The following is a 16998-nucleotide window of genomic DNA, read 5'->3' as shown; positions in this document are numbered from 1 at the left end:
GGAGCCCACGGCGGCAGGGTCCGCACCCTGCGCCGGGGATCAGGGCCTGAACTGCTCTGCAGGAATTCACCGAACCAAATTCTCTCCAACAGGTCAACGCCGGATTCCTCTCAGACGTTGGCGATGACCGACTTACCTGGGCCGACCGCCTCTATGCCACGCGGCGCGGCTAACGCGGCTACCGTGCGGCCCGTCCCGTCTCGCAGCCCGACCCTGGCCCCAGCCCGGCGGGAAGCAGCCCAACAAACCTTATGTTGCGAGCGAGAGCGTTCTCGGCACGGTGTCACGTATGACTACCGAATCCGAGTCGAAGTCTGTGGAGACCTCCTTCAAACTCTGGATCGCCGGCATCGTCGTCGGGTTGATCGGTGCCCTGGTCAGCCTGATGTTCATGGACACCCTGGTGGACAACGCTCTCCGCGAAGACGGCCTCACCGCAGAAGATCGGGACCTTGTCCAGGGTGCTTTGATCGGTGGCCTGTTTCTCGGGTCGATGCTTCTCGCCCTCTGGTTCTGGTTCGTCTCCAAGATGCGCAAAGGCAAGAACTGGGCGCGAATCACTCTGGCTGTATTGGCGGTGCTGGGCCTGGTGATCCGCCTCGGCGACCTCGGCACCTACTTCTCCGGAGGCGACTTCGGCATCATGATGGGCCTCCTTCAGTTGATCAGCTGGTGCTTGACCATCCCTGCCGTGGTGTTCATGTTCCTTCCCGATGCGAACGAGTTCTTCGCCCGGCAGAAGTGATGCGGACGGAGAAGCCGATGGGCCGCACTCCCCGGCATGCCTCGCCACCGACGGCAAGGCCCGCGGCGGCAGCACGATGCCCTTCGAGAAGCTGGAGAGCGTCGTGCTGACGCCGCACAACTCCGGTCACACGACCAAGACGTTCGAGCGCCGCAGCCACGACATCGCCGCCAACCTCACAGCCCTGACCGAGAACCGCCCCCCTCCACGCCATCCGCTAAAAAGAGCCCCCGACCTGGGGCACAGGCCGAGGGCTCGCCGGGAGGGTGGGGGATCAGGCCAGGTCGTGCTCGCACGCCTTGATCCGGCGCGCGAGCGCACGCCAGTCGGCAGCATCGAGGATCAGCTTGGGACACTCCGGGTCCTTGCTGTCCCGAACAGCGATGACGAAGGCGAGGTTGGCGATCTCTACACACTCGCCCCCCTGGCCACCGCTGCGACTGCTCTTGCGCCACTGAGCGTCCATGGGGTCGACCCCTGCGACCTGCACGCACGACCCACCGTGCTCGTCGCTTCGGCTGGACTTCCGCCACCGGGCGACCGAGAGGTCCGTGTTCATGCGACTCTCCTGATATCGGACGAGTTCCAGTCCCATATGACCCCCTGCGGGGCCGTCAGGCCAGGTCGTGCTCGCTCGCCTTGATCTGACGCGTAAGCGCACGCCAGTCGGCAGCATCGAGGATCAGTTTAGGGCCGTCGGGGTTTTTGGAGTCCCGCACCGCGATCACGGGGGCGATCCCTGCGACCTCGACGCATTGTCCGCCCTGATGGTCGCTGCGGCTGCTCTTGCGCCACTGAGCGGCCGCCAGGTCCATCGTGCTCATATCTCCTCCATCACGGTCCTGATCAAGGCACGCGACTCCCCGACGGGTAGCGCGTGACCCTTGAGCAAGTCATACCGTACCTGGAGCCCCGCGACTCCGGCGGGCTGCTCGATCAGGACCCCGACTCCGGCCGACTCGGTGTAGCCGGTGCTCGCGCCGCCCTCGAATCCGAGAATGGTGAATTCGCCACCGAGCCCCGCGTGATATCCCGCGCTGAGGGGAACGACCTGGATCATCGCTCGCGGGTGCTCGGACACGTCGAGAAGAGCCTGCAACTGCTCACGCATGATCTCCCTGCTGCCCACGATCCGGCGCAACGCCCCTTCGTCGAGGGTGTGCCAGACGCGCGGCGGGGCGTCACCGGCGAGGATCGCCTTGCGTTCCATGCGCTCGGCCAGGGCAGTATCGATGTCGGCGCCATGCTCGATCGATTCCAAGATCGTACGGGCGTAGCCCTCCGACTGGAACAGCCCGTTGATCAGCAGGCCGCTGAACCCCCTGATCTCGCTCGCCTTCGCTTCCCGTTTCGCGTACTCCTTGAACCCGGGCGGCGGGGCAGTGTGCTTTCCGGTCTGCTCGATCTCCTCGGCCATCGTCTGAAACGTCTTCTCTTTGATCTGGAAGAACGTATCGAGATCGATCGCCGAGAGAATGGACGGCTTCGTTCCGGTCTCCATCTTCTCGATCCATCCGGGCTTGCAGCCAAGCGACTCGGCGAGCTGAGGGCGTGAAAGCCCTGCGGCTTCACGATGGGCGCGAAGGACCGCGCCGAATGCGCGAATGAGCGGGTCTCGCGTGAAGTCGCCTTGGTTCTGTGGCATCACGGCTCCAGAGTGCGTCGCGGACGGATCAGGGGCGGTTCTCATCCCTCGTGGGGGGGGTGGTTCGGGGGGTGTTCGGGGGGTGCTCGCTATGTAGCTGAGCGTAGTCCGGAGCTGTGACGCTTACCACGAGATTCACGCAGGCGACCAGGCCGGAAGGGGCCCGTGATGGACACGCGCACGCATCCCGAGGATTGGGAGCTTGCCCGGCTTCGTGCTGATTTCGGTGGTTATCGAATTTGGCGGTCGGTTCGTCGTGACGGGCTTCTCGGTGAATGGGTCGCGACATTGCACGATCCGCGTGCGGGGGTCGATCCGACCGTGATGTGTCCGACAGCGGAGGCGTTGCGTGCGGCGCTGGTCGAAGAAGCCGAGCGCGCACGGAACGGCAGCGAGCGAGAGAGGTGAGGGAATGAGCTTCGCCAGGGGACGGCACGCGGCGACCATCAGCACGCCCAGGCCGCACAACGACCGGCGCGAGCACCTGAACGAGTTGCGGGCGGCCGTCGAGGCGCGCCCCGGCATCGGGTGCGGGCTCGTCGAGCGGCGCGGCGTGACGTGGCTGGACCTCGGGTCGCCGCGCCGGACGTTCGCCATCGGGTGCGACTTCCGCGACGGCGCATGGTGGTTCGTGCGGTCGGCCGACGGCACGGCGATCGCTCCGGCGGACGACATCACGGGGGCGGTCAAGGCGATCGAGCGCGAACTCGGCGGGGTGGGCGGGTGACCCCCTACCTACAGCGTCTCGGTGAAGCTCTGGAAGCCACCGGGGACTACACCGTCCGGCTCATCGAGCACCCCACCGCGTTGCACGTCGGCCGAACGGGGGCCGCGCGTCTGGTCGAGGACATCGGCGCGGAACGCGACCGCGACGGCGTGTGCTGGCTGCTGTGGTCGTGGGGTGAGCGCATCTGTCGCGCCGACGACATTCCTACGGCACTCGCGTCCATCGCGCGGGTGCTGGCCCTCCGGGACTGAGCATGACGGCACGGCCGATGGGCATCGGCCGTGCCGTCCCTCAGGTGCTGACGGCCGGCTCCAGCGGGGAGTGGCAGGCGGCCTGGCGGGCGTCGGCTTCGGGGGCGACCGGCACCCGTGGCGCACTTGTCCGACGCCTTCCAGCAGCGCGTGCGGAAGCGGCAGCCGGACGGCGAGTCCAGCGGCGAGGGCACCTCGCCCTCCAGCAGGATCCGCTCCCGCCGGTCGTCCGCGGTGCCCAACTCCGGGGCAGCCGACAGCAGCGCCCCCGTGTACGGGCCGCGGCCCGGACGGCCACAGACGTCGTCAAACGTCGGTTCCGCCGCCACTGTCCACCTCCGGGAAGAACTGCATCATGCGCTGCGGGAACCGGATGCTGATCTCGCCCGCCGGGTCCTGCCCGATCTGTGCGCGGGTCTCCGAATCGGAGATGACCCACCCGCGCAGGACGTAGTCACCTGTCTCCGTGTCGCGCCATACGGACGGGGACCCTCCTACCTCCGACGTCGGGTCCGCGCCCAGGAACTCTAGAGCCATCGTCATCCTCCTTGTGTGCCCGAAGGCACCAGGCACGGGCATGGCCCCAGCCTTGCCCCACCGGCTCCGCCCGGCAAGGCATCCGAAGGCGTGACCTAGCCGACCAACCCGTGAGCAGGCAGTTACCTGGCGTCAACGCCTTCCCCGGCCCGGAGGGAAGGCGGATCACCACCCCTGAGGGTTCTGGGCCAAGCTGGCAACTGGGCGGCCCCCCGGCCGGTCAAGGCCGAGGGGTCGCGATCATCGGCTGGCGGCCGGGGCCAGGGGGAAGTGGCAGGCGGCCTGGTGGGCGTCGGCTTCGGGGGCGGTCGGGACGGTCGTGGCGCACTTGTCCGCCGCTTTCCAGCAGCGGGTGCGGAAGCGGCAGCCGGACGGCGGGTCCAGGGGTGAGGGGACCTCGCCCTCCAGCAGGATCCGCTTCCGTCGGCTGTCGCCCAGTTCGGGCGCGGCCGACAGGAGCGCCGCCGTGTACGGGTGGCGCGGCGACTCGAAGACCTCCTCGGCCGTGCCGTACTCCACGATCCGGCCCAGGTACATCACCGCGACCCGGTCGGCGACGTGCCGGACCACCGACAGGTCGTGCGAGATGAACACGTACGACACGCCGAGCTCGCGCTGCAGCTCGTCCAGCAGGTTGAGCACCTGGGCCTGCACCGACAGGTCCAGCGCCGACACCGGCTCGTCGCAGACGATCACCTCGGGGTTGAGCGCCAGCGCGCGGGCTATGCCGATGCGCTGCCGCTGGCCACCGGAGAACTCCTGCGGGTAGCGGTCGGCGTCCCCGGGGCGCAGCCCGACCAGGTCGAGCAGTTCCTTGACGCGTGCCTGCCGGTCCTGGCGGGACGGCAGCACGTCCTTGTGGGTCCGCCACGGCTCGGCGATGATCTCGGCCGCGGTCATCCTCGGGTTGAGGGAGGCGAACGGGTCCTGGAAGACCATCTGGACGCGGCGCCGCCAGGCCAGCAACTCCTTGCCCTTGAGGGTGAACGGGTCGACGCCGTCGAAGCTGAGCGTGCCCTCGTCCGGGCGCTCCAGCATCAGCAGGACGCGGGCCAGCGTGGACTTGCCGCAGCCGGACTCGCCGACCAGGCCGAGGGTCTCGCCGCGCCCTAGGGTGAGGTCGATGCCGTCGAGGGCGCGCAGCCGGTTCTTGCCGTCCTTGTTCTTCGGGACGTGGAACGTCTTGGCCACGCCCCGCGCCTCGATCACATTGGTGGGGAGGTCAGGCATGGGCCGGCTCCTTGTTCGCGAAGTGGCAGGCGGCGGCGCGGCGCGGCGCGGTGACCGCTAGGCCGGGGCGTTCGGTGCGGCACACGTCCTCGACCGCCGGGCAGCGGGCCTGGAACGCGCACCCCTTCGGGATGGCGTGCAGCTCCGGCGGCCCGCCCTTGATCGAGTGCAGTTCCTCGCCGCGCCCGACCTTCGCCGGGACGGACTCCAGCAGCCCGCGCGTGTACGGGTGGCGGGGGTCGGCGAAGACCTCGGCGACCGGGCCGGTCTCCACGACCCGTCCCGCGTACATGACCGCGACGTGGTCGGCGTGCTCGGCCACGACGGCCAGGTCGTGGGTGATGAGGACGACGGCCATGTCCCGTTCGGTGCGCAGCTCCCGCAGCAGCTCCATGATCTGCGCCTGGACGGTCACGTCCAGCGCGGTGGTCGGCTCGTCGGCCAGGAGCACGTCGGGGTCCAGGGCGACGGCCATCGCGATGAGAAGGCGCTGCCGCATGCCGCCGGAGAACTGGTGCGGGTAGGCCGACAGGCGTGCTTTCGGGTCGGGGATGCCGACCCGTTCCATCAGCTCGGCGGCCTTGGCGAGCGCGGCGCGGCGCGACAGTTTGCGGTGGATCCGGAACGGCTCGGCGAGCTGGGCGCCGACGGTCTGCACCGGGTTGAGGGCGGTCAGCGCGTCCTGGAACACGATCGACAGCCGGGGGCCGGCGATCTTGCGGCGGGCGGCGCGGTCCATTTTCAGGATGTCGTCGCCGGCGAGGCGGACCGCGCCGCCGGTCACGCTCGCGACCGGGTCGAGCAGGCCGACGATCGCCTGCGCGGTCATGGACTTGCCGCAGCCGGACTCGCCGAGCAGCGCCAGGGTCTCCCCCGACCGCACCGCGAAGCCGGCGCCGTCGACGGCGCGCACCGTGCCGTGCTGGGTGCGCAGGTCGACGGACAGGCCCTCGACCTCCAGGGCCGGAGCGGTGGTGGAAGAAGTCACTGGGGCACCTCCGGGAGGGCGGACCGGCGGCCGCGGCGGCCGCGGGGCAGGGCCAGCCGCCAGCGCTGGGCGGGGTCGGTGGCCAGCCGGAACCAGGCGGCCAGCAGGGTGGCCGAGACCGTGGTGACGACGATGGCGACGCCCGGGAACACGGCCGTCCACCAGGCGGTCTGCAGGTACTGGCGGCCCTGCGCGACCATCAGCCCCCAGCTGACGTCGGGGGGCTGGATGCCGATGCCGAGGAAGCTCAGCGACGACTCGGCCAGCATGACGAAGCAGAAGTCGACGGTGGCGACGGTCAGCAGGGTCGGGGCGACGACCGGCGCGATGTGCCGGACGATCACCGCCCCGGACCGGGTGCCGAACGTGCGCGCCGCGTCCACGAACAGCCGCCCGCGCAGCTCGGCCGCCTCGGCGCGGGCGGTGCGCAGGTAGACCGGGATGCGGGCGATCGCGAGCACCGCGACGATGTTGGCGGCGCTGGGCGAGAAGATGTACAGCACCACCACGGCCATCAGCAGCGACGGGAAGCTGAGGATGATGTCGGCGATCCGCATCGACACGTTCTCGCGCCAGCCGCGGTGGTAGCCCGCCCACATGCCCCAGGCCCCGCCGACGACCAGCGAGATCAGCACGGCCGGGACGGCGACCGACAGGGTGGTGCCGCCCGCGACGATCAGCCGGGCCAGGACGCTGCGGCCGAGGGCGTCGCTGCCGAGGATGAACTCCCAGCCGTGGTCGAGGCTGAACGGCGGGGTGTTGGTGGCGCGCAGGTTCTGCCGGGTGTCGAGGTCGCCGATGAGGATCCGGCCGACGGTGGTGGCCAGCACCACCAGCAGCAGCACGGCGGCGGCGGCCGTGGCCACCCGGTCGCGCAGCAGCAGCTTCCACCACCGGACGCGGCGCGGCGGCGCGGCGCCCGCGGGCTTCGCCGCGGTGTCGAGGGTCGCCGTCATGACGTCACCTTCTTTCATGCCGCGACGGGCTGCCGGACGCGGGCGTCCAGGAGCGCGTGGACGAGGTCGATGAGGATGTTGAGCGCGAAGATCGTCACCGCGGTGACCAGGACGGCCGCCTGCAGGACGGCGAAGTCGCGCTGCAGGATGGAGTCGATCATCAGCTTGCCGATGCCCGGCCAGCCGAAGATCGTCTCGACCACCACGGCGCCGTTCACCAGGCCGACCGTGAGGTCCCCGGCGACGGTCAGGGCGGGCGGGGCGGCATTGCGCAGCGCGTGCCCGAACACCACCCGGGGCTCGCTGGCCCCCTTGCTCCGCGCGACCTTCACGTACGGCGCCGACAGCGCCGACACCATCGAGCCGCGCACCACCTGCACCAGCACGCCGAACGGGCGGATCAGCAGCGTGAGCAGCGGCAGCACCCACACCTCGGGGCCGCCGACGACGCCGGAGGTGGGCAGCCAGCCCAGCGTGACCGCGAAGACCAGCACGCCCATGATCGCGAACCAGAAGTCGGGCATGCTGGCGGCGGTCATGGACAGGAAGCCGGAGAGCCGGTCGGCGAGCGAGTTGGGCTTGTAGGCGGCCCAGCTGCCGATGATCACCGCGCCGATGATGGCCAGCAGCATGGTCGCCCCGGCGAGCTGGAGGGTGGCGGGGAAGGCGCGCAGCGCCATCCCGGCCGCGTCCTGCCCGGTGCGGAGCGACTCGCCGAAGTCGAGCGTGAACACCCCGCCGAGGTAGTCCAGCAGCTGCTCCCACAGCGGCCGGTCGAACCCGTTGCGGGCCAGGAAGTCCTCCCGCATCTGCGGGGTGGCGCTGAGCGGCAGGTACAGCTTGGCCGGGTCGCCGGTGAGCCGGGCCAGGCAGAACACGCCCAGGATCACCACGACCAGGGGAAGCGCGCTGGAGACCACGCGCTTGCGGACGAAGGTCAGCATCCCTGCTCCCTCACTTGGCCCGGTGGACGTCGGCGAGCCGCAGCTCGTCGGTGGTCGCCGAGTCCGGCTTGTAGCGGACGTCGCGGGCGATGCCGAGCAGGCCGCGCATGTGGGCGATGTGGGCGTACTGCACGATGTTCTCGTTCTGGTAGGCGAGCACCTGCCCGAAGGCCTTGGCGCGCTCGGCTCCGGTCTTCTGCCCGGCCTGGGCGATCATGGCGTCCAGCGCGGGCGTGCCGTACTGGCTCTGCGGGCCGTCGCTCGCCAGGTACTGGCTGGTGGTGAACGCGGCGTCGCCGGCCTGGTTGCCGTGCATGATCAGCAGCAGGGTGGGGCCGGCGTCGCGGACGAACGGCCGCAGCTGGTACTCCAGGTGCGCGGCGGTGTCCAGCATCTTGATCTTCACGTTCAGCCCGGCCTGGCCGAGCGCCTCCTGGATCACCTCGGCGGTCTCGGCGACCTTGGGGAACTGGGCGTTCCGGGCGATCAGGGTGATCGGGGTCTGCACCGGTGTCCCGGCGGCGCGGGCCTCGGCGACCAGGGCCTTGGCGCGGGCCGGGTCGTACGGCCAGGGCTTGATCGCCGGGTCGTGGCCGACGACGCCGTTGGCGACCAGCTGCCCGGCGGGCTCGCCGAGCTTGAGGAACAGCGACTGGACGATGCCGCTCTTGTCGATGGCGTAGTTGATCGCGCGGCGGACCCGGACGTCGTTGAGCGGCGCGACGTTGGCGTCCATCCGCAGCGCGGTGGTCTCGTTGTTGGGGAAGGGGACGCCGAGGTCGCCGGCGCCGTCCTCGGGGCCGAGGCCGGTGGCGATCCCGGCCTCGCCACTGGTGACCATGGCGGCGCGGATGCTGTTCTCGGCCCGCCACACGTACCGGACGGCCGGGTAGTCGGGCTTGGTGCCCCAGTAGCCGGGGAAGCGGCCGAGCCGCAGGCTGATGCCGGTGTCCCAGTCCTCGATCTTGTACGGGCCGGTGCCGACGGGCTCGCGCACCTTGGCCTTGAGGTTCGTGCCCTCCGGGACGATCTCCAGGAACGACAGCCGCAGCGGCAGGATCGGGTCGGGCTCGGCGGTCTTGACGGTGAGGGTGCGGGCGTCGGGCGCCGACACCTCCAGCTTGCTGTCGGCGAAGACGTAGCCGTCGACGTTGCAGCCGAGCTTGGAGCCGACCGCGCGGGTGATGGAGTACGCGGCGTCCTTGGCGTCGAAGGCCGAGCCGTCGTGGAAGCGGACGCCGTCCCGGACGGTGAACGTCCAGGTGCGGTCGTCGGTGGCCTTCCACCCGGTGGACAGCAGCGGCTTGAGCGCGCCGCTGGTCGGGTCGCGCTCGATCAGCGGCTCGGTGACGTTGGAGCGGACGACCACACCGGTGGAGGTGAGCGAGGACTCGCAGGGTTCGAGGGTGGGCGGTTCCTGCTGCAGCACGATCTGCAGCGCGCCGTCGGCGCCCCCGGTCAGGGAGTCGCTGTTGGCGACGGTGCAGCCGGTTCCGGCCACCAGGCCGGCCAGGAGGACCGCCGCGGCGACCGCCGTGCGCCGGGAGGGGGCGCGCGGTGGGGGACAGGGTGGGATTGCGGACATTGCCTCTCCAGACAGGACGTGCCGAGAGCGCGGAGACGTGCGGGCGGCCGCGGACGGGCGGGCAGCGGGCGCGCCCGGAGCACCGGGCGCGTTTTCCGAACGATCGTCTACGAGGAGGAAAGTCGTCTCTATGGGTAGACGGACCTTAGAGTCCTCTCTCTTCCGTCGTCAAGGGTCGCTTACGGACCCGGGTGCGACGGCCCGTCCCGGCGGCCCACCAGGCGCAGCAGCGCCCGCAGCGCCGGATCCTCGTTGCCCGTCCGCCACACGCTGTGCACCTCCACCAGGTCGGGCGCGAGGCCGTCGATGGCGAGGAACTCCAGGTTCGGCAGCCGCAGCACCGACGCCGAGCGCGGCACCAGCGCCGCCCCGACGCCCGCGTCCACCAGCGCCAGCAGGCTGTGCACCTGCCCCATCTGCTGGACGTAGCGCGGCGCCACCCCCGCGTCCCGGAACACGGTGATCACCAGCTCGTACAGGTAGCGGGCCTCGACCGCCGCGTAGGTGACCAGGTCGTGCGCGGCGATGTCGGCCAGCCGCGGCGTGCGGCCCAGTCCGGTCAGCGGGTGCCCGCGCGGCACCGCCAGCACCAGCGGCTCGGCGAACACCAGCCGCGCGCTCAGCACGTCCGACCGGGGCACCCCACGCGCCAGCCCCACGTCGATCTCCCCGGCCAGCAGCGCGTCCACCTGGACGCGGGTGACCATCTCCGACAGCACCAGGTCCACGCCGGGAAGGTGCGCGCGGGCGGCGGCGATCCACTGCCCGAGCACGGCCAGCGCCGACACGGCGGTGAATCCGATCCGCAGCGTGCCGCTGGTGCCCTGCGCGCTGCGCCGCGCCGCCAGCACCGCCGCCTCGGCCTGGCTGAGCAGCCGCCGCGCCTCGGTGAGGAACGCCCGGCCGGCGGGGGTCGGGGCGGCGCCGTGCGGGGTGCGCTCCAGCAGCGTGACGCCCACGGCCCGCTCCAGCTTCTGGATCTGCCGGCTGAGCGGCGGCTGGGTCATGCGCAGCCGCTCGGCGGCCCGGCCGAAATGGCCTTCTTCGGCGACCGCGACGAAGCCCCGGAGCTGGTCAAGCGTGTACATGCACGAAAGGTATCAGCGCATGCCAAATACAACTTGGACAGGCATCATGCCCGGTCCTTAGCCTGAGCGCGTCGCTCCCCGCCCCCGACCCTGGAGTTCAGAGCAGATGACGAGATTCACCCACGACGAGCTGAAGTCCGTGCTCGGGGCCGGGCTCCTGTCCTTCCCGGTGACGCACATGACCGGCGGGCTCGACTTCGACGAGCCCGCCTACCGCGAGCACATCGGCTGGCTCGGCGGGTACCCGGCCGCGGGCCTGTTCGCCGCGGGCGGCACCGGCGAGTTCTTCTCCCTCACCCCCGCCGAGGTCGGACGGGTCGTGCGCGCGGCCGTCGCCGAGGCCCCCGAGGGCACCCCGATCATCGCGCCCGCCGGGTACGGCACCGCGCTGGCCCGCGAGCTGGCCGCCGACGCCGAGCAGGCCGGCGCGGACGCGGTCCTGCTGCTGCCGCCCTACCTCACCGAGGCGGGCCAGGAGGGCCTGGCCGCGCACGTCCGCGCGGTGTGCGCGGCCACCTCCCTCGGCGTGATCGTCTACCACCGGGCCAACGCCCAGCTCACCGTGGAGACCGTCGCGCGGCTCGCCGAGGACTGCCCCAACCTGATCGGCTTCAAGGACGGCGTCGGCGACATCGAGCTGATGTCCAAGCTGTACGCCACCCTCGGCGACTCGCTGCTGTACGTCGGCGGGCTCCCCACCGCCGAGACGTTCGCGCTGCCCTACCTCGAACTGGGCGTGACCACCTACTCCTCGGCGATGTTCAACTTCGTCCCGGACTTCGCGCTCGCCTTCTACGACGCCGTGCAGGCGCGGGACCGGGCGGAGGTCTACGGCAGGCTCGCCGACTTCGTGCTCCCCTACCTCGACATCCGCAACCGGTGCGCCGGGTACGCGGTGTCCATCGTCAAGGCGGGGATGCACGCCATCGGCCGTCCCGCCGGACCGGTCCGGCCGCCGCTCACCGACCTCACCGAGGGCGAGCTGGCCGACCTCGCCGCCCTGATCGAGAAGGCCGCCCGATGAGCGCCGCCGAGCTGTACGCGCACGACCCGCGCACCGGCGAGCGGCTCGAACCCGCCCATCCCATCGCCACCCCGGACGACATCGAGCGCGCCCTCGCCCTGGCCTGGGAGGCGTTCGGCACCTACCGCCAGACGAGCCTGAAGGCCCGCGCCGCGTTCCTGGACACCGCCGCCGACCGCATCGACGCCCTCGGCGACACCCTCACCGACCTCGTCATGGCCGAGACCGGGCTCCCCCGCGCCCGCGCCGAGAGCGAACGCGCCCGCACCACCGGGCAGCTGCGGCTGTTCGCCTCCGTCGTCCGCGACGGCGACTGGCTCGGCGCCCGCGTCGACCCCGCCCTCCCCGACCGCACCCCGCTGCCGCGCCCCGACCTGCGGCAGCGCCGCGTCCCGCTGGGCCCGGTCGCGGTGTTCGCGGCCAGCAACTTCCCGCTCGCCTTCTCCGTCGCGGGCGGCGACACCGCCTCCGCGCTCGCCGCCGGCGCCCCCGTCGTGGTCAAGGCCCACTCGGCGCACCCCGGGACGAGCGAGCTGGTCGGCCGCGCCGTCCGCGAGGCCGTCCAGGAGCACGGGCTGCCCGAGGGGACCTTCTCGGTCCTCCTCGGCCACGGCCACGACCTCGGCACCCGGCTGGTCACCGACCCGCGCATCCGGGCCGTCGGCTTCACCGGCTCGCGCGGCGGCGGGCTGTCGCTGGTCGCCGCGGCCGCCGCCCGGCCCGTGCCGATCCCGGTGTACGCGGAGATGTCCAGCGTGAACCCGGTGTTCGTGCTGCCCGGAGCGCTCCGCGACTCCGGCGCCGACCTCGGCGGGGCCTTCGTCGCCTCCCTCACCACCGGCGCCGGGCAGCTGTGCACCAGCCCCGGCCTCGTCTTCGCCCTGGACGGCGACGGCTTCGAGGCGTTCGCGGACGCCGCCCTCGCCGCCGTGGCCGCCGCCCCCGCCGCGCCGATGCTCACCGACGGGATCCGCGCCGCCTTCGACGGCGGCACCGAGCGCCTGGCCGCCACCCAGGGCGTCAGGACGCTCGCGCGCGGCCTCGCCGGCGCCGACATCGCCGTCGCGTGCCGCGCCGGGCTGTACCTCACCGACGACGAGACCTTCCTCGCCGAACCGTCCCTCCAGGACGAGATCTTCGGCGCCGCGTCCCTGATCGTGCGGGTCCGCGACACCGAACGGCTCAAGGCGATCATCGCGTCCCTCGAAGGCCAGCTCACCGCCACCCTCCACCTCACCCCCGAGGACCACGCCCTCGCCGCCGAACTGCTCCCCGAACTGGAACTGCTCGCGGGCCGCGTGCTCGTCAACGGCTGGCCCACCGGCGTCGAGGTCGGCCACGCGGTCGTGCACGGCGGCCCCTACCCCGCCACCTCCGCGCCCGCCACCACCTCGGTCGGCACCCGCGCGATCGAGCGCTTCCTCCGCCCGGTCGCCTACCAGAACGTCCCCGACGCCCTGCTGCCCGAGGAACTGCGCGAGGACAACCCGCTCGGCGTCCCGCGCCGCGTCGACGGCCGAAGGGACTGACATGGACATGCCCCGGTGGGGGGACGACCCCCCACACCCCCCGGCAAGAGCGCACGGCCGCCCTCCGGGCACTCGCGCGGCCGTGCCCACGGTCACCGGGCTGCGCGTCGTGCCGGTCGCCGGGCGCGACAGCATGCTGCTCAACCTCAGCGGCGCGCACGCCCCCTTCTTCACCCGCAACATCGTCCTGCTGACCGACTCCGACGGCCGCACCGGCGTGGGCGAGGTCCCGGGCGGGGAGGCGATCACCCGCACCCTGGAGGAGTCCCGCGACCTGGTCGTGGGCCGCCCGGTCGCCGCGTACAACGCCGTCCTGGAGACCGTGCGGCGGCGCTTCGCCCACCGCGACGCGGGCGGGCGCGGCGCCCAGACCTTCGACCTGCGCACCACCGTCCACGCCGTCACCGCCTTCGAGTCGGCGCTGCTCGACCTGCTCGGGCAGTACCTGGAGGTGCCGGTCGCCGACCTGCTCGGGGGCGGGCGGCGGCGCGACCGCGTCCCGGTGCTCGGCTACCTCTTCTTCATCGGCGACCGGACCCGCACCGGCCTGGACTACCGCGCCGGTGAGAAGGACGACGACTGGTTCCGGCTGCGGAACGAGGAGGCGGTCACCCCCGAGGCGATCGTCGCGCTCGCCGAGGCCGCCCAGGCCCGGTACGGCTTCGCCGACTTCAAGCTGAAGGGCGGCGTCCTGCCCGGCCCGGAGGAGGCCGCCGCCGTCACCGCCCTCGCCGAGCGCTTCCCCCGCGCCCGCGTCACCCTGGACCCCAACGGCGCCTGGTCGCTCGCCCAGGCGGTCGAGCTGGCCCGCGACGGCGGGCTCCGGGACGTCCTCGCCTACGCCGAGGACCCGTGCGGCGCCGAGAACGGCTACTCCGGCCGCGAGGTCATGGCCGAGTTCCGCCGCGCGACCGGCCTGCGCACCGCCACCAACATGATCGCGACGGACTGGCGGGAGCTGGGCCACGCGATCAAGGCGGGCGCGGTCGACGTCCCGCTCGCCGACCCGCACTTCTGGACGATGGACGGCTCGGTCCGCGTCGCCCAGCTCTGCGACGCCTGGGGCCTGACCTGGGGCTCGCACTCCAACAACCACTTCGACGTGTCGCTGGCCATGTTCACCCACGTCGCCGCCGCCGCGCCCGGCGAGATCACGGCGGTCGACACGCACTGGATCTGGCAGGACGGCCAGCGGCTCACCACCGCCCCGTTCGAGATCGCCGACGGCCACCTGACCGTCCCCGACCGCCCCGGCCTGGGCGTGGAGATCGACCCCGACAGGCTGGACGAGGCCCACCGCCTGTACCTTGCCGAGGGTCTCGGCGCCCGAGACGACGCCGCCGCCATGCAATACCTACTCCCCGGCTGGACCTTCGATCCGAAGCGTCCAGCTCTGGATCGGAGCTGACCTTGAACAGTGATCGTGTGTTGCAGGTGGGGCCGCTCCTGCCGTCGCTTGAGCGGAATCTGCGGGAGCGGTACGACGCCGTGCTCCTCGACGGGCAGGACGACGGCTTCCTCGACCGGCACGGGGCGGAGTTCGCGGCCGTGGTGACCACGGCGCGGGTCGGGGTGGACCGGGCGCTGATGGACCGGCTGCCCGGGCTGCGAGTGATCGTGAACTTCGGGGTCGGGTACGACACGACCGATGTCGTGGCGGCGGCCGAGCGGGGGATCGCCGTCAGCAACACGCCCGACGTGCTCACCGACTGCGTGGCCGACACCGCCGTGGGCGGGCTGATCGACGTGATGCGGCGGTTCTCGGCGGCCGACCGGTTCGTGCGGCGGGGCGACTGGACGCGCGGCCCGTTCCCGCTGGCCGCGAAGGTGAGCGGGAAGCGGATCGGGATCCTCGGCCTGGGCCGGATCGGGCGGGCCATCGCGCACCGCCTGCAGGGCTTCGACACCGAGATCTCCTACCACTCGCGGCGCCCGGTGGAGGGCGTGTCCTACGCCTACGCGGAGTCGCCGGAGAAGCTGGCCGCCTGGAGCGACGCGCTGATCGTGGCCACGTCGGGCGGCGCGGGGACGCGCGGGCTGGTGTCGGCGGAGGTCCTGGAGGCGCTCGGCCCGGACGGCTACCTGGTGAACATCGCCCGCGGCAGCGTCGTGGACGAGCCCGCCCTGGTGGCGGCGCTGACCGGGGGACGGCTCGCGGGCGCGGCGCTGGACGTGTTCGCGGACGAGCCGAACGTGCCGCCCGCCCTGCTGGACCTCGACTCGGTCGTCCTGCTGCCGCACATCGCCTCCGCCACGCACGAGACGCGCGAGGCGATGGGCGATCTGGCGCTGCTCAACCTGCGCCGCTTCCTGGAGGAGGGCAGGCTGGTCACCCCGGTCCCGGCTCCATCACCTCAGGGCCGCCGTTCCAGTTGAGGATGCGCAGGGCGAGGTCGGCGTAGGCGCGGGCGATCTGCTCGGGCTTGCGGCGCGTCTGCACCGGGTACCAGCGGGCGACGTCGATGGTCAGGGACATGATGGCCAGCACCCCGGTGGGGACGGCCGCCGAGTCGAACCGGCCGGTGCGGACGCCGTCGTCCACGGCCCGGCGCAGCACGTCCTCGACGCGGCGGCGCAGTTCGATCATCTCGCGGCGGTGGCCGGGCGCCAGGGACGCGTGCTCGTACTGGATGATCCGGGCGATGGTGGAGTGCTCGGCGTGCCAGCGGACCAGCCCGGTGACGATGGCGTGGACGCGTTCCACGGGGTCGTGCGAGGCCGCGGACGCCTCCTCGACCAGGTCCAGGGTCAGCTCGTGCCCGGCCAGGCTGATCTGGTAGAGCAGGTCCTCCTTGGTGGGGAAGTGCATGTACATCGCGGCGGGGCTGAGGCCGGCGCGGGCGGCGACGGCTCGGGTGGAGGTGCCGTGGAAGCCGTGCTCGCCGATCACCTCGATCGCGGCGTGCAGCAGCCGCCGGGCGCTTTCGGGACGGTCCGACCAGACCTCCCCGGCACGGCCGGTCAAAGGACGGTGAAGCCGCCGTCGACCGGGATGACCGCTCCGGTGACGTAGGCGCCGGCGCGGCTGGACAGGTAGACGGCGATCCCGGCCATGTCGTCGGGGCGGCCGATGCGGCGCAGCGGGGCGGTGGCCGCGATCGTCTCGCCGAACGCGTCCAGCGTGGCGGCCATCATCTTGGACTCGAAGGGGCCGGGCGCGACCGCGTTCACCGTGATCGCCCGCGGGCCGAGCTCCTTGGCCAGGACGCGGGTGAGCTGGTGCAGCCCGGCCTTGCTGGAGGTGTAGGAGTAGCGCTCGCCGGGGGTGTTGATGCCGTCGATCGACCCGATGTTGATGACGCGGGCGGGGTCGTCGGGGTCGGCGGCCTTGAGCAGTTGCGGCAGCAGCGCCCTGGTCAGGAAGAACGGGGCCTTGAGGTTGAGGTCGACGACCTTGTCCCAGGCGTGGGCGGGGAACTCCTCCAGCGGGGCGCCCCAGGTGGCTCCGGCGTTGTTCACGAGGATGTGCAGCGCGTCCTCGCGTGCCGCGATCTGCTCGGCGAGGCCGGTGCAGCCCTCCTCGGTGCCGACGTTGGCGGGCAGCGGGACGGCCTCGCCGTACTCGGCGAGCTCCTCGGCCGCCCGCTCGCACGCGTCGGCCTTGCGGGAGCTGACGTAGACCCGGGCGGCGCCGGCCTGCAGCAGGCCCCGGGCGATCATCAGGCCGATGCCGCGCGTGCCGCCGGTGACCAAGGCGGTCTTGCCGGTGAGGCTGAACAGGTCCGTCATCGTGGGCCTCCCCGGCCATT

The 16998-nt window shown here is 72.0% G+C and carries 20 protein-coding genes and 1 pseudogene; 8 read left to right on the top strand and 13 right to left on the bottom strand.

The window, feature by feature from the left end; all coding sequences use genetic code 11:
- Positions 1-289 precede the first annotated feature (289 nt).
- Positions 290-745, top strand: coding sequence for a hypothetical protein (locus ACFPZN_RS06275; RefSeq protein WP_378280833.1), 456 nt, complete (start codon positions 290-292; stop codon positions 743-745).
- Positions 746-1019: 274 nt separating this feature from the next.
- Here the strand turns inward: ACFPZN_RS06275 and ACFPZN_RS06270 are convergent, their stop codons facing one another.
- Genes ACFPZN_RS06270 through ACFPZN_RS06260 form a run of 3 tightly spaced genes read right to left on the bottom strand, consistent with a single transcriptional unit; the run spans position 1020 to position 2390 of the window.
- Positions 1020-1304, bottom strand: coding sequence for a DUF397 domain-containing protein (locus ACFPZN_RS06270; RefSeq protein ID WP_378280832.1), 285 nt, complete (start codon positions 1302-1304; stop codon positions 1020-1022).
- 55 nt (positions 1305-1359) lie between these two features.
- Positions 1360-1569, bottom strand: a complete 210-nt coding sequence (locus ACFPZN_RS06265) for a DUF397 domain-containing protein (RefSeq protein WP_378280831.1) — start codon at positions 1567-1569, stop codon at positions 1360-1362.
- Entirely contained in the window at positions 1566-2390 is an 825-nt protein-coding gene (locus ACFPZN_RS06260; protein ID WP_378280830.1) for a helix-turn-helix domain-containing protein, read from the bottom strand. The genes ACFPZN_RS06265 and ACFPZN_RS06260 overlap by 4 nt, the downstream gene beginning before the upstream one ends.
- A 168-nt stretch (positions 2391-2558) precedes the next feature.
- Between ACFPZN_RS06260 and ACFPZN_RS06255 the strand changes: the two genes are divergently transcribed.
- The 3 genes from ACFPZN_RS06255 to ACFPZN_RS06245 are packed head-to-tail and all read left to right on the top strand — an operon-like array spanning position 2559 to position 3368.
- Positions 2559-2798: a hypothetical protein gene (locus ACFPZN_RS06255; RefSeq protein ID WP_378280829.1), complete on the top strand. Its 240-nt coding sequence runs from the start codon at positions 2559-2561 to the stop codon at positions 2796-2798.
- Between the two features lie 4 nt (positions 2799-2802).
- Positions 2803-3117 (top strand): hypothetical protein, encoded by a 315-nt coding sequence (locus ACFPZN_RS06250; protein ID WP_378280828.1) that lies wholly within the window; start codon positions 2803-2805, stop codon positions 3115-3117.
- Positions 3114-3368 carry a hypothetical protein gene (locus ACFPZN_RS06245; RefSeq protein WP_378280858.1) on the top strand — a complete coding sequence of 85 codons (255 nt, stop codon included), beginning with the start codon at positions 3114-3116 and terminating at the stop codon, positions 3366-3368. Before ACFPZN_RS06250 ends, ACFPZN_RS06245 begins: the two co-directional genes overlap by 4 nt.
- 173 nt (positions 3369-3541) lie before the next feature.
- Here ACFPZN_RS06245 and ACFPZN_RS06240 read toward each other — a convergent pair.
- The 8 genes and pseudogenes from ACFPZN_RS06240 to ACFPZN_RS06205 form a co-directional block, all read right to left on the bottom strand.
- Positions 3542-3697, bottom strand: a pseudogene (locus tag ACFPZN_RS06240) (dipeptide/oligopeptide/nickel ABC transporter ATP-binding protein); the annotation flags it as partial.
- On the bottom strand, positions 3675-3905 hold the full coding sequence (locus ACFPZN_RS06235) for a hypothetical protein (RefSeq protein WP_378280827.1): 231 nt from the start codon (positions 3903-3905) through the stop codon (positions 3675-3677). The gene ACFPZN_RS06235 and the pseudogene ACFPZN_RS06240, both read right to left, overlap by 23 nt.
- A 240-nt stretch (positions 3906-4145) precedes the next feature.
- Positions 4146-5135 (bottom strand): ABC transporter ATP-binding protein, encoded by a 990-nt coding sequence (locus ACFPZN_RS06230; RefSeq protein WP_378280826.1) that lies wholly within the window; start codon positions 5133-5135, stop codon positions 4146-4148.
- On the bottom strand, positions 5128-6123 hold the full coding sequence (locus ACFPZN_RS06225; protein WP_378280825.1) for an ABC transporter ATP-binding protein: 996 nt from the start codon (positions 6121-6123) through the stop codon (positions 5128-5130). Before ACFPZN_RS06225 ends, ACFPZN_RS06230 begins: the two co-directional genes overlap by 8 nt.
- Positions 6120-7079 carry an ABC transporter permease gene (locus ACFPZN_RS06220; protein ID WP_378280824.1) on the bottom strand — a complete coding sequence of 320 codons (960 nt, stop codon included), beginning with the start codon at positions 7077-7079 and terminating at the stop codon, positions 6120-6122. Before ACFPZN_RS06220 ends, ACFPZN_RS06225 begins: the two co-directional genes overlap by 4 nt.
- Before the next feature lie 14 nt (positions 7080-7093).
- The gene (locus tag ACFPZN_RS06215) at positions 7094-8023 is read right to left on the bottom strand and encodes an ABC transporter permease (RefSeq protein WP_378280823.1); all 930 of its coding nucleotides are present in this window, start codon (positions 8021-8023) and stop codon (positions 7094-7096) included.
- A gap of 10 nt (positions 8024-8033) precedes the next feature.
- Positions 8034-9608: an ABC transporter substrate-binding protein gene (locus ACFPZN_RS06210; protein WP_378280822.1), complete on the bottom strand. Its 1575-nt coding sequence runs from the start codon at positions 9606-9608 to the stop codon at positions 8034-8036.
- A gap of 179 nt (positions 9609-9787) precedes the next feature.
- Positions 9788-10696 (bottom strand): LysR family transcriptional regulator, encoded by a 909-nt coding sequence (locus ACFPZN_RS06205; RefSeq protein ID WP_378280821.1) that lies wholly within the window; start codon positions 10694-10696, stop codon positions 9788-9790.
- Positions 10697-10802: 106 nt separating this feature from the next.
- On the opposite strand from ACFPZN_RS06205, the gene kdgD reads away from it, so the two are divergent.
- The 4 genes from kdgD (at position 10803) to ACFPZN_RS06185 (ending at position 15625) form a co-directional block, all read left to right on the top strand.
- On the top strand, positions 10803-11720 hold the full coding sequence (gene kdgD, locus ACFPZN_RS06200; RefSeq protein ID WP_378280820.1) for a 5-dehydro-4-deoxyglucarate dehydratase: 918 nt from the start codon (positions 10803-10805) through the stop codon (positions 11718-11720).
- Complete coding sequence (locus tag ACFPZN_RS06195; protein ID WP_378280819.1) at positions 11717-13249, top strand: aldehyde dehydrogenase (NADP(+)); 1533 nt, start codon at positions 11717-11719, stop codon at positions 13247-13249. Before kdgD ends, ACFPZN_RS06195 begins: the two co-directional genes overlap by 4 nt.
- Before the next feature lie 82 nt (positions 13250-13331).
- Entirely contained in the window at positions 13332-14657 is a 1326-nt protein-coding gene (locus ACFPZN_RS06190; RefSeq protein WP_378280818.1) for an enolase C-terminal domain-like protein, read from the top strand.
- Between the two features lie 2 nt (positions 14658-14659).
- Positions 14660-15625 (top strand): 2-hydroxyacid dehydrogenase, encoded by a 966-nt coding sequence (locus ACFPZN_RS06185; RefSeq protein WP_378280817.1) that lies wholly within the window; start codon positions 14660-14662, stop codon positions 15623-15625.
- Here ACFPZN_RS06185 and ACFPZN_RS06180 read toward each other — a convergent pair.
- Together ACFPZN_RS06180 and ACFPZN_RS06175 are read right to left on the bottom strand one after the other, a co-directional pair.
- Positions 15579-16214 (bottom strand): TetR/AcrR family transcriptional regulator, encoded by a 636-nt coding sequence (locus ACFPZN_RS06180; protein WP_378280816.1) that lies wholly within the window; start codon positions 16212-16214, stop codon positions 15579-15581. The genes ACFPZN_RS06185 and ACFPZN_RS06180 overlap by 47 nt on opposite strands.
- A complete protein-coding gene (locus ACFPZN_RS06175) occupies positions 16211-16978 on the bottom strand; it encodes an SDR family oxidoreductase (protein ID WP_378280815.1) in 768 nt (255 codons plus the stop codon). The genes ACFPZN_RS06180 and ACFPZN_RS06175 overlap by 4 nt, the downstream gene beginning before the upstream one ends.
- Between the last annotated feature and the right edge of the window lie 20 nt (positions 16979-16998).

The organism is Actinomadura rugatobispora (assembly GCF_042656285.1).
Lineage (GTDB): Bacteria > Actinomycetota > Actinomycetes > Streptosporangiales > Streptosporangiaceae > Spirillospora > Spirillospora rugatobispora.
This window is presented reverse-complemented; position numbering and strand designations above follow the sequence as displayed.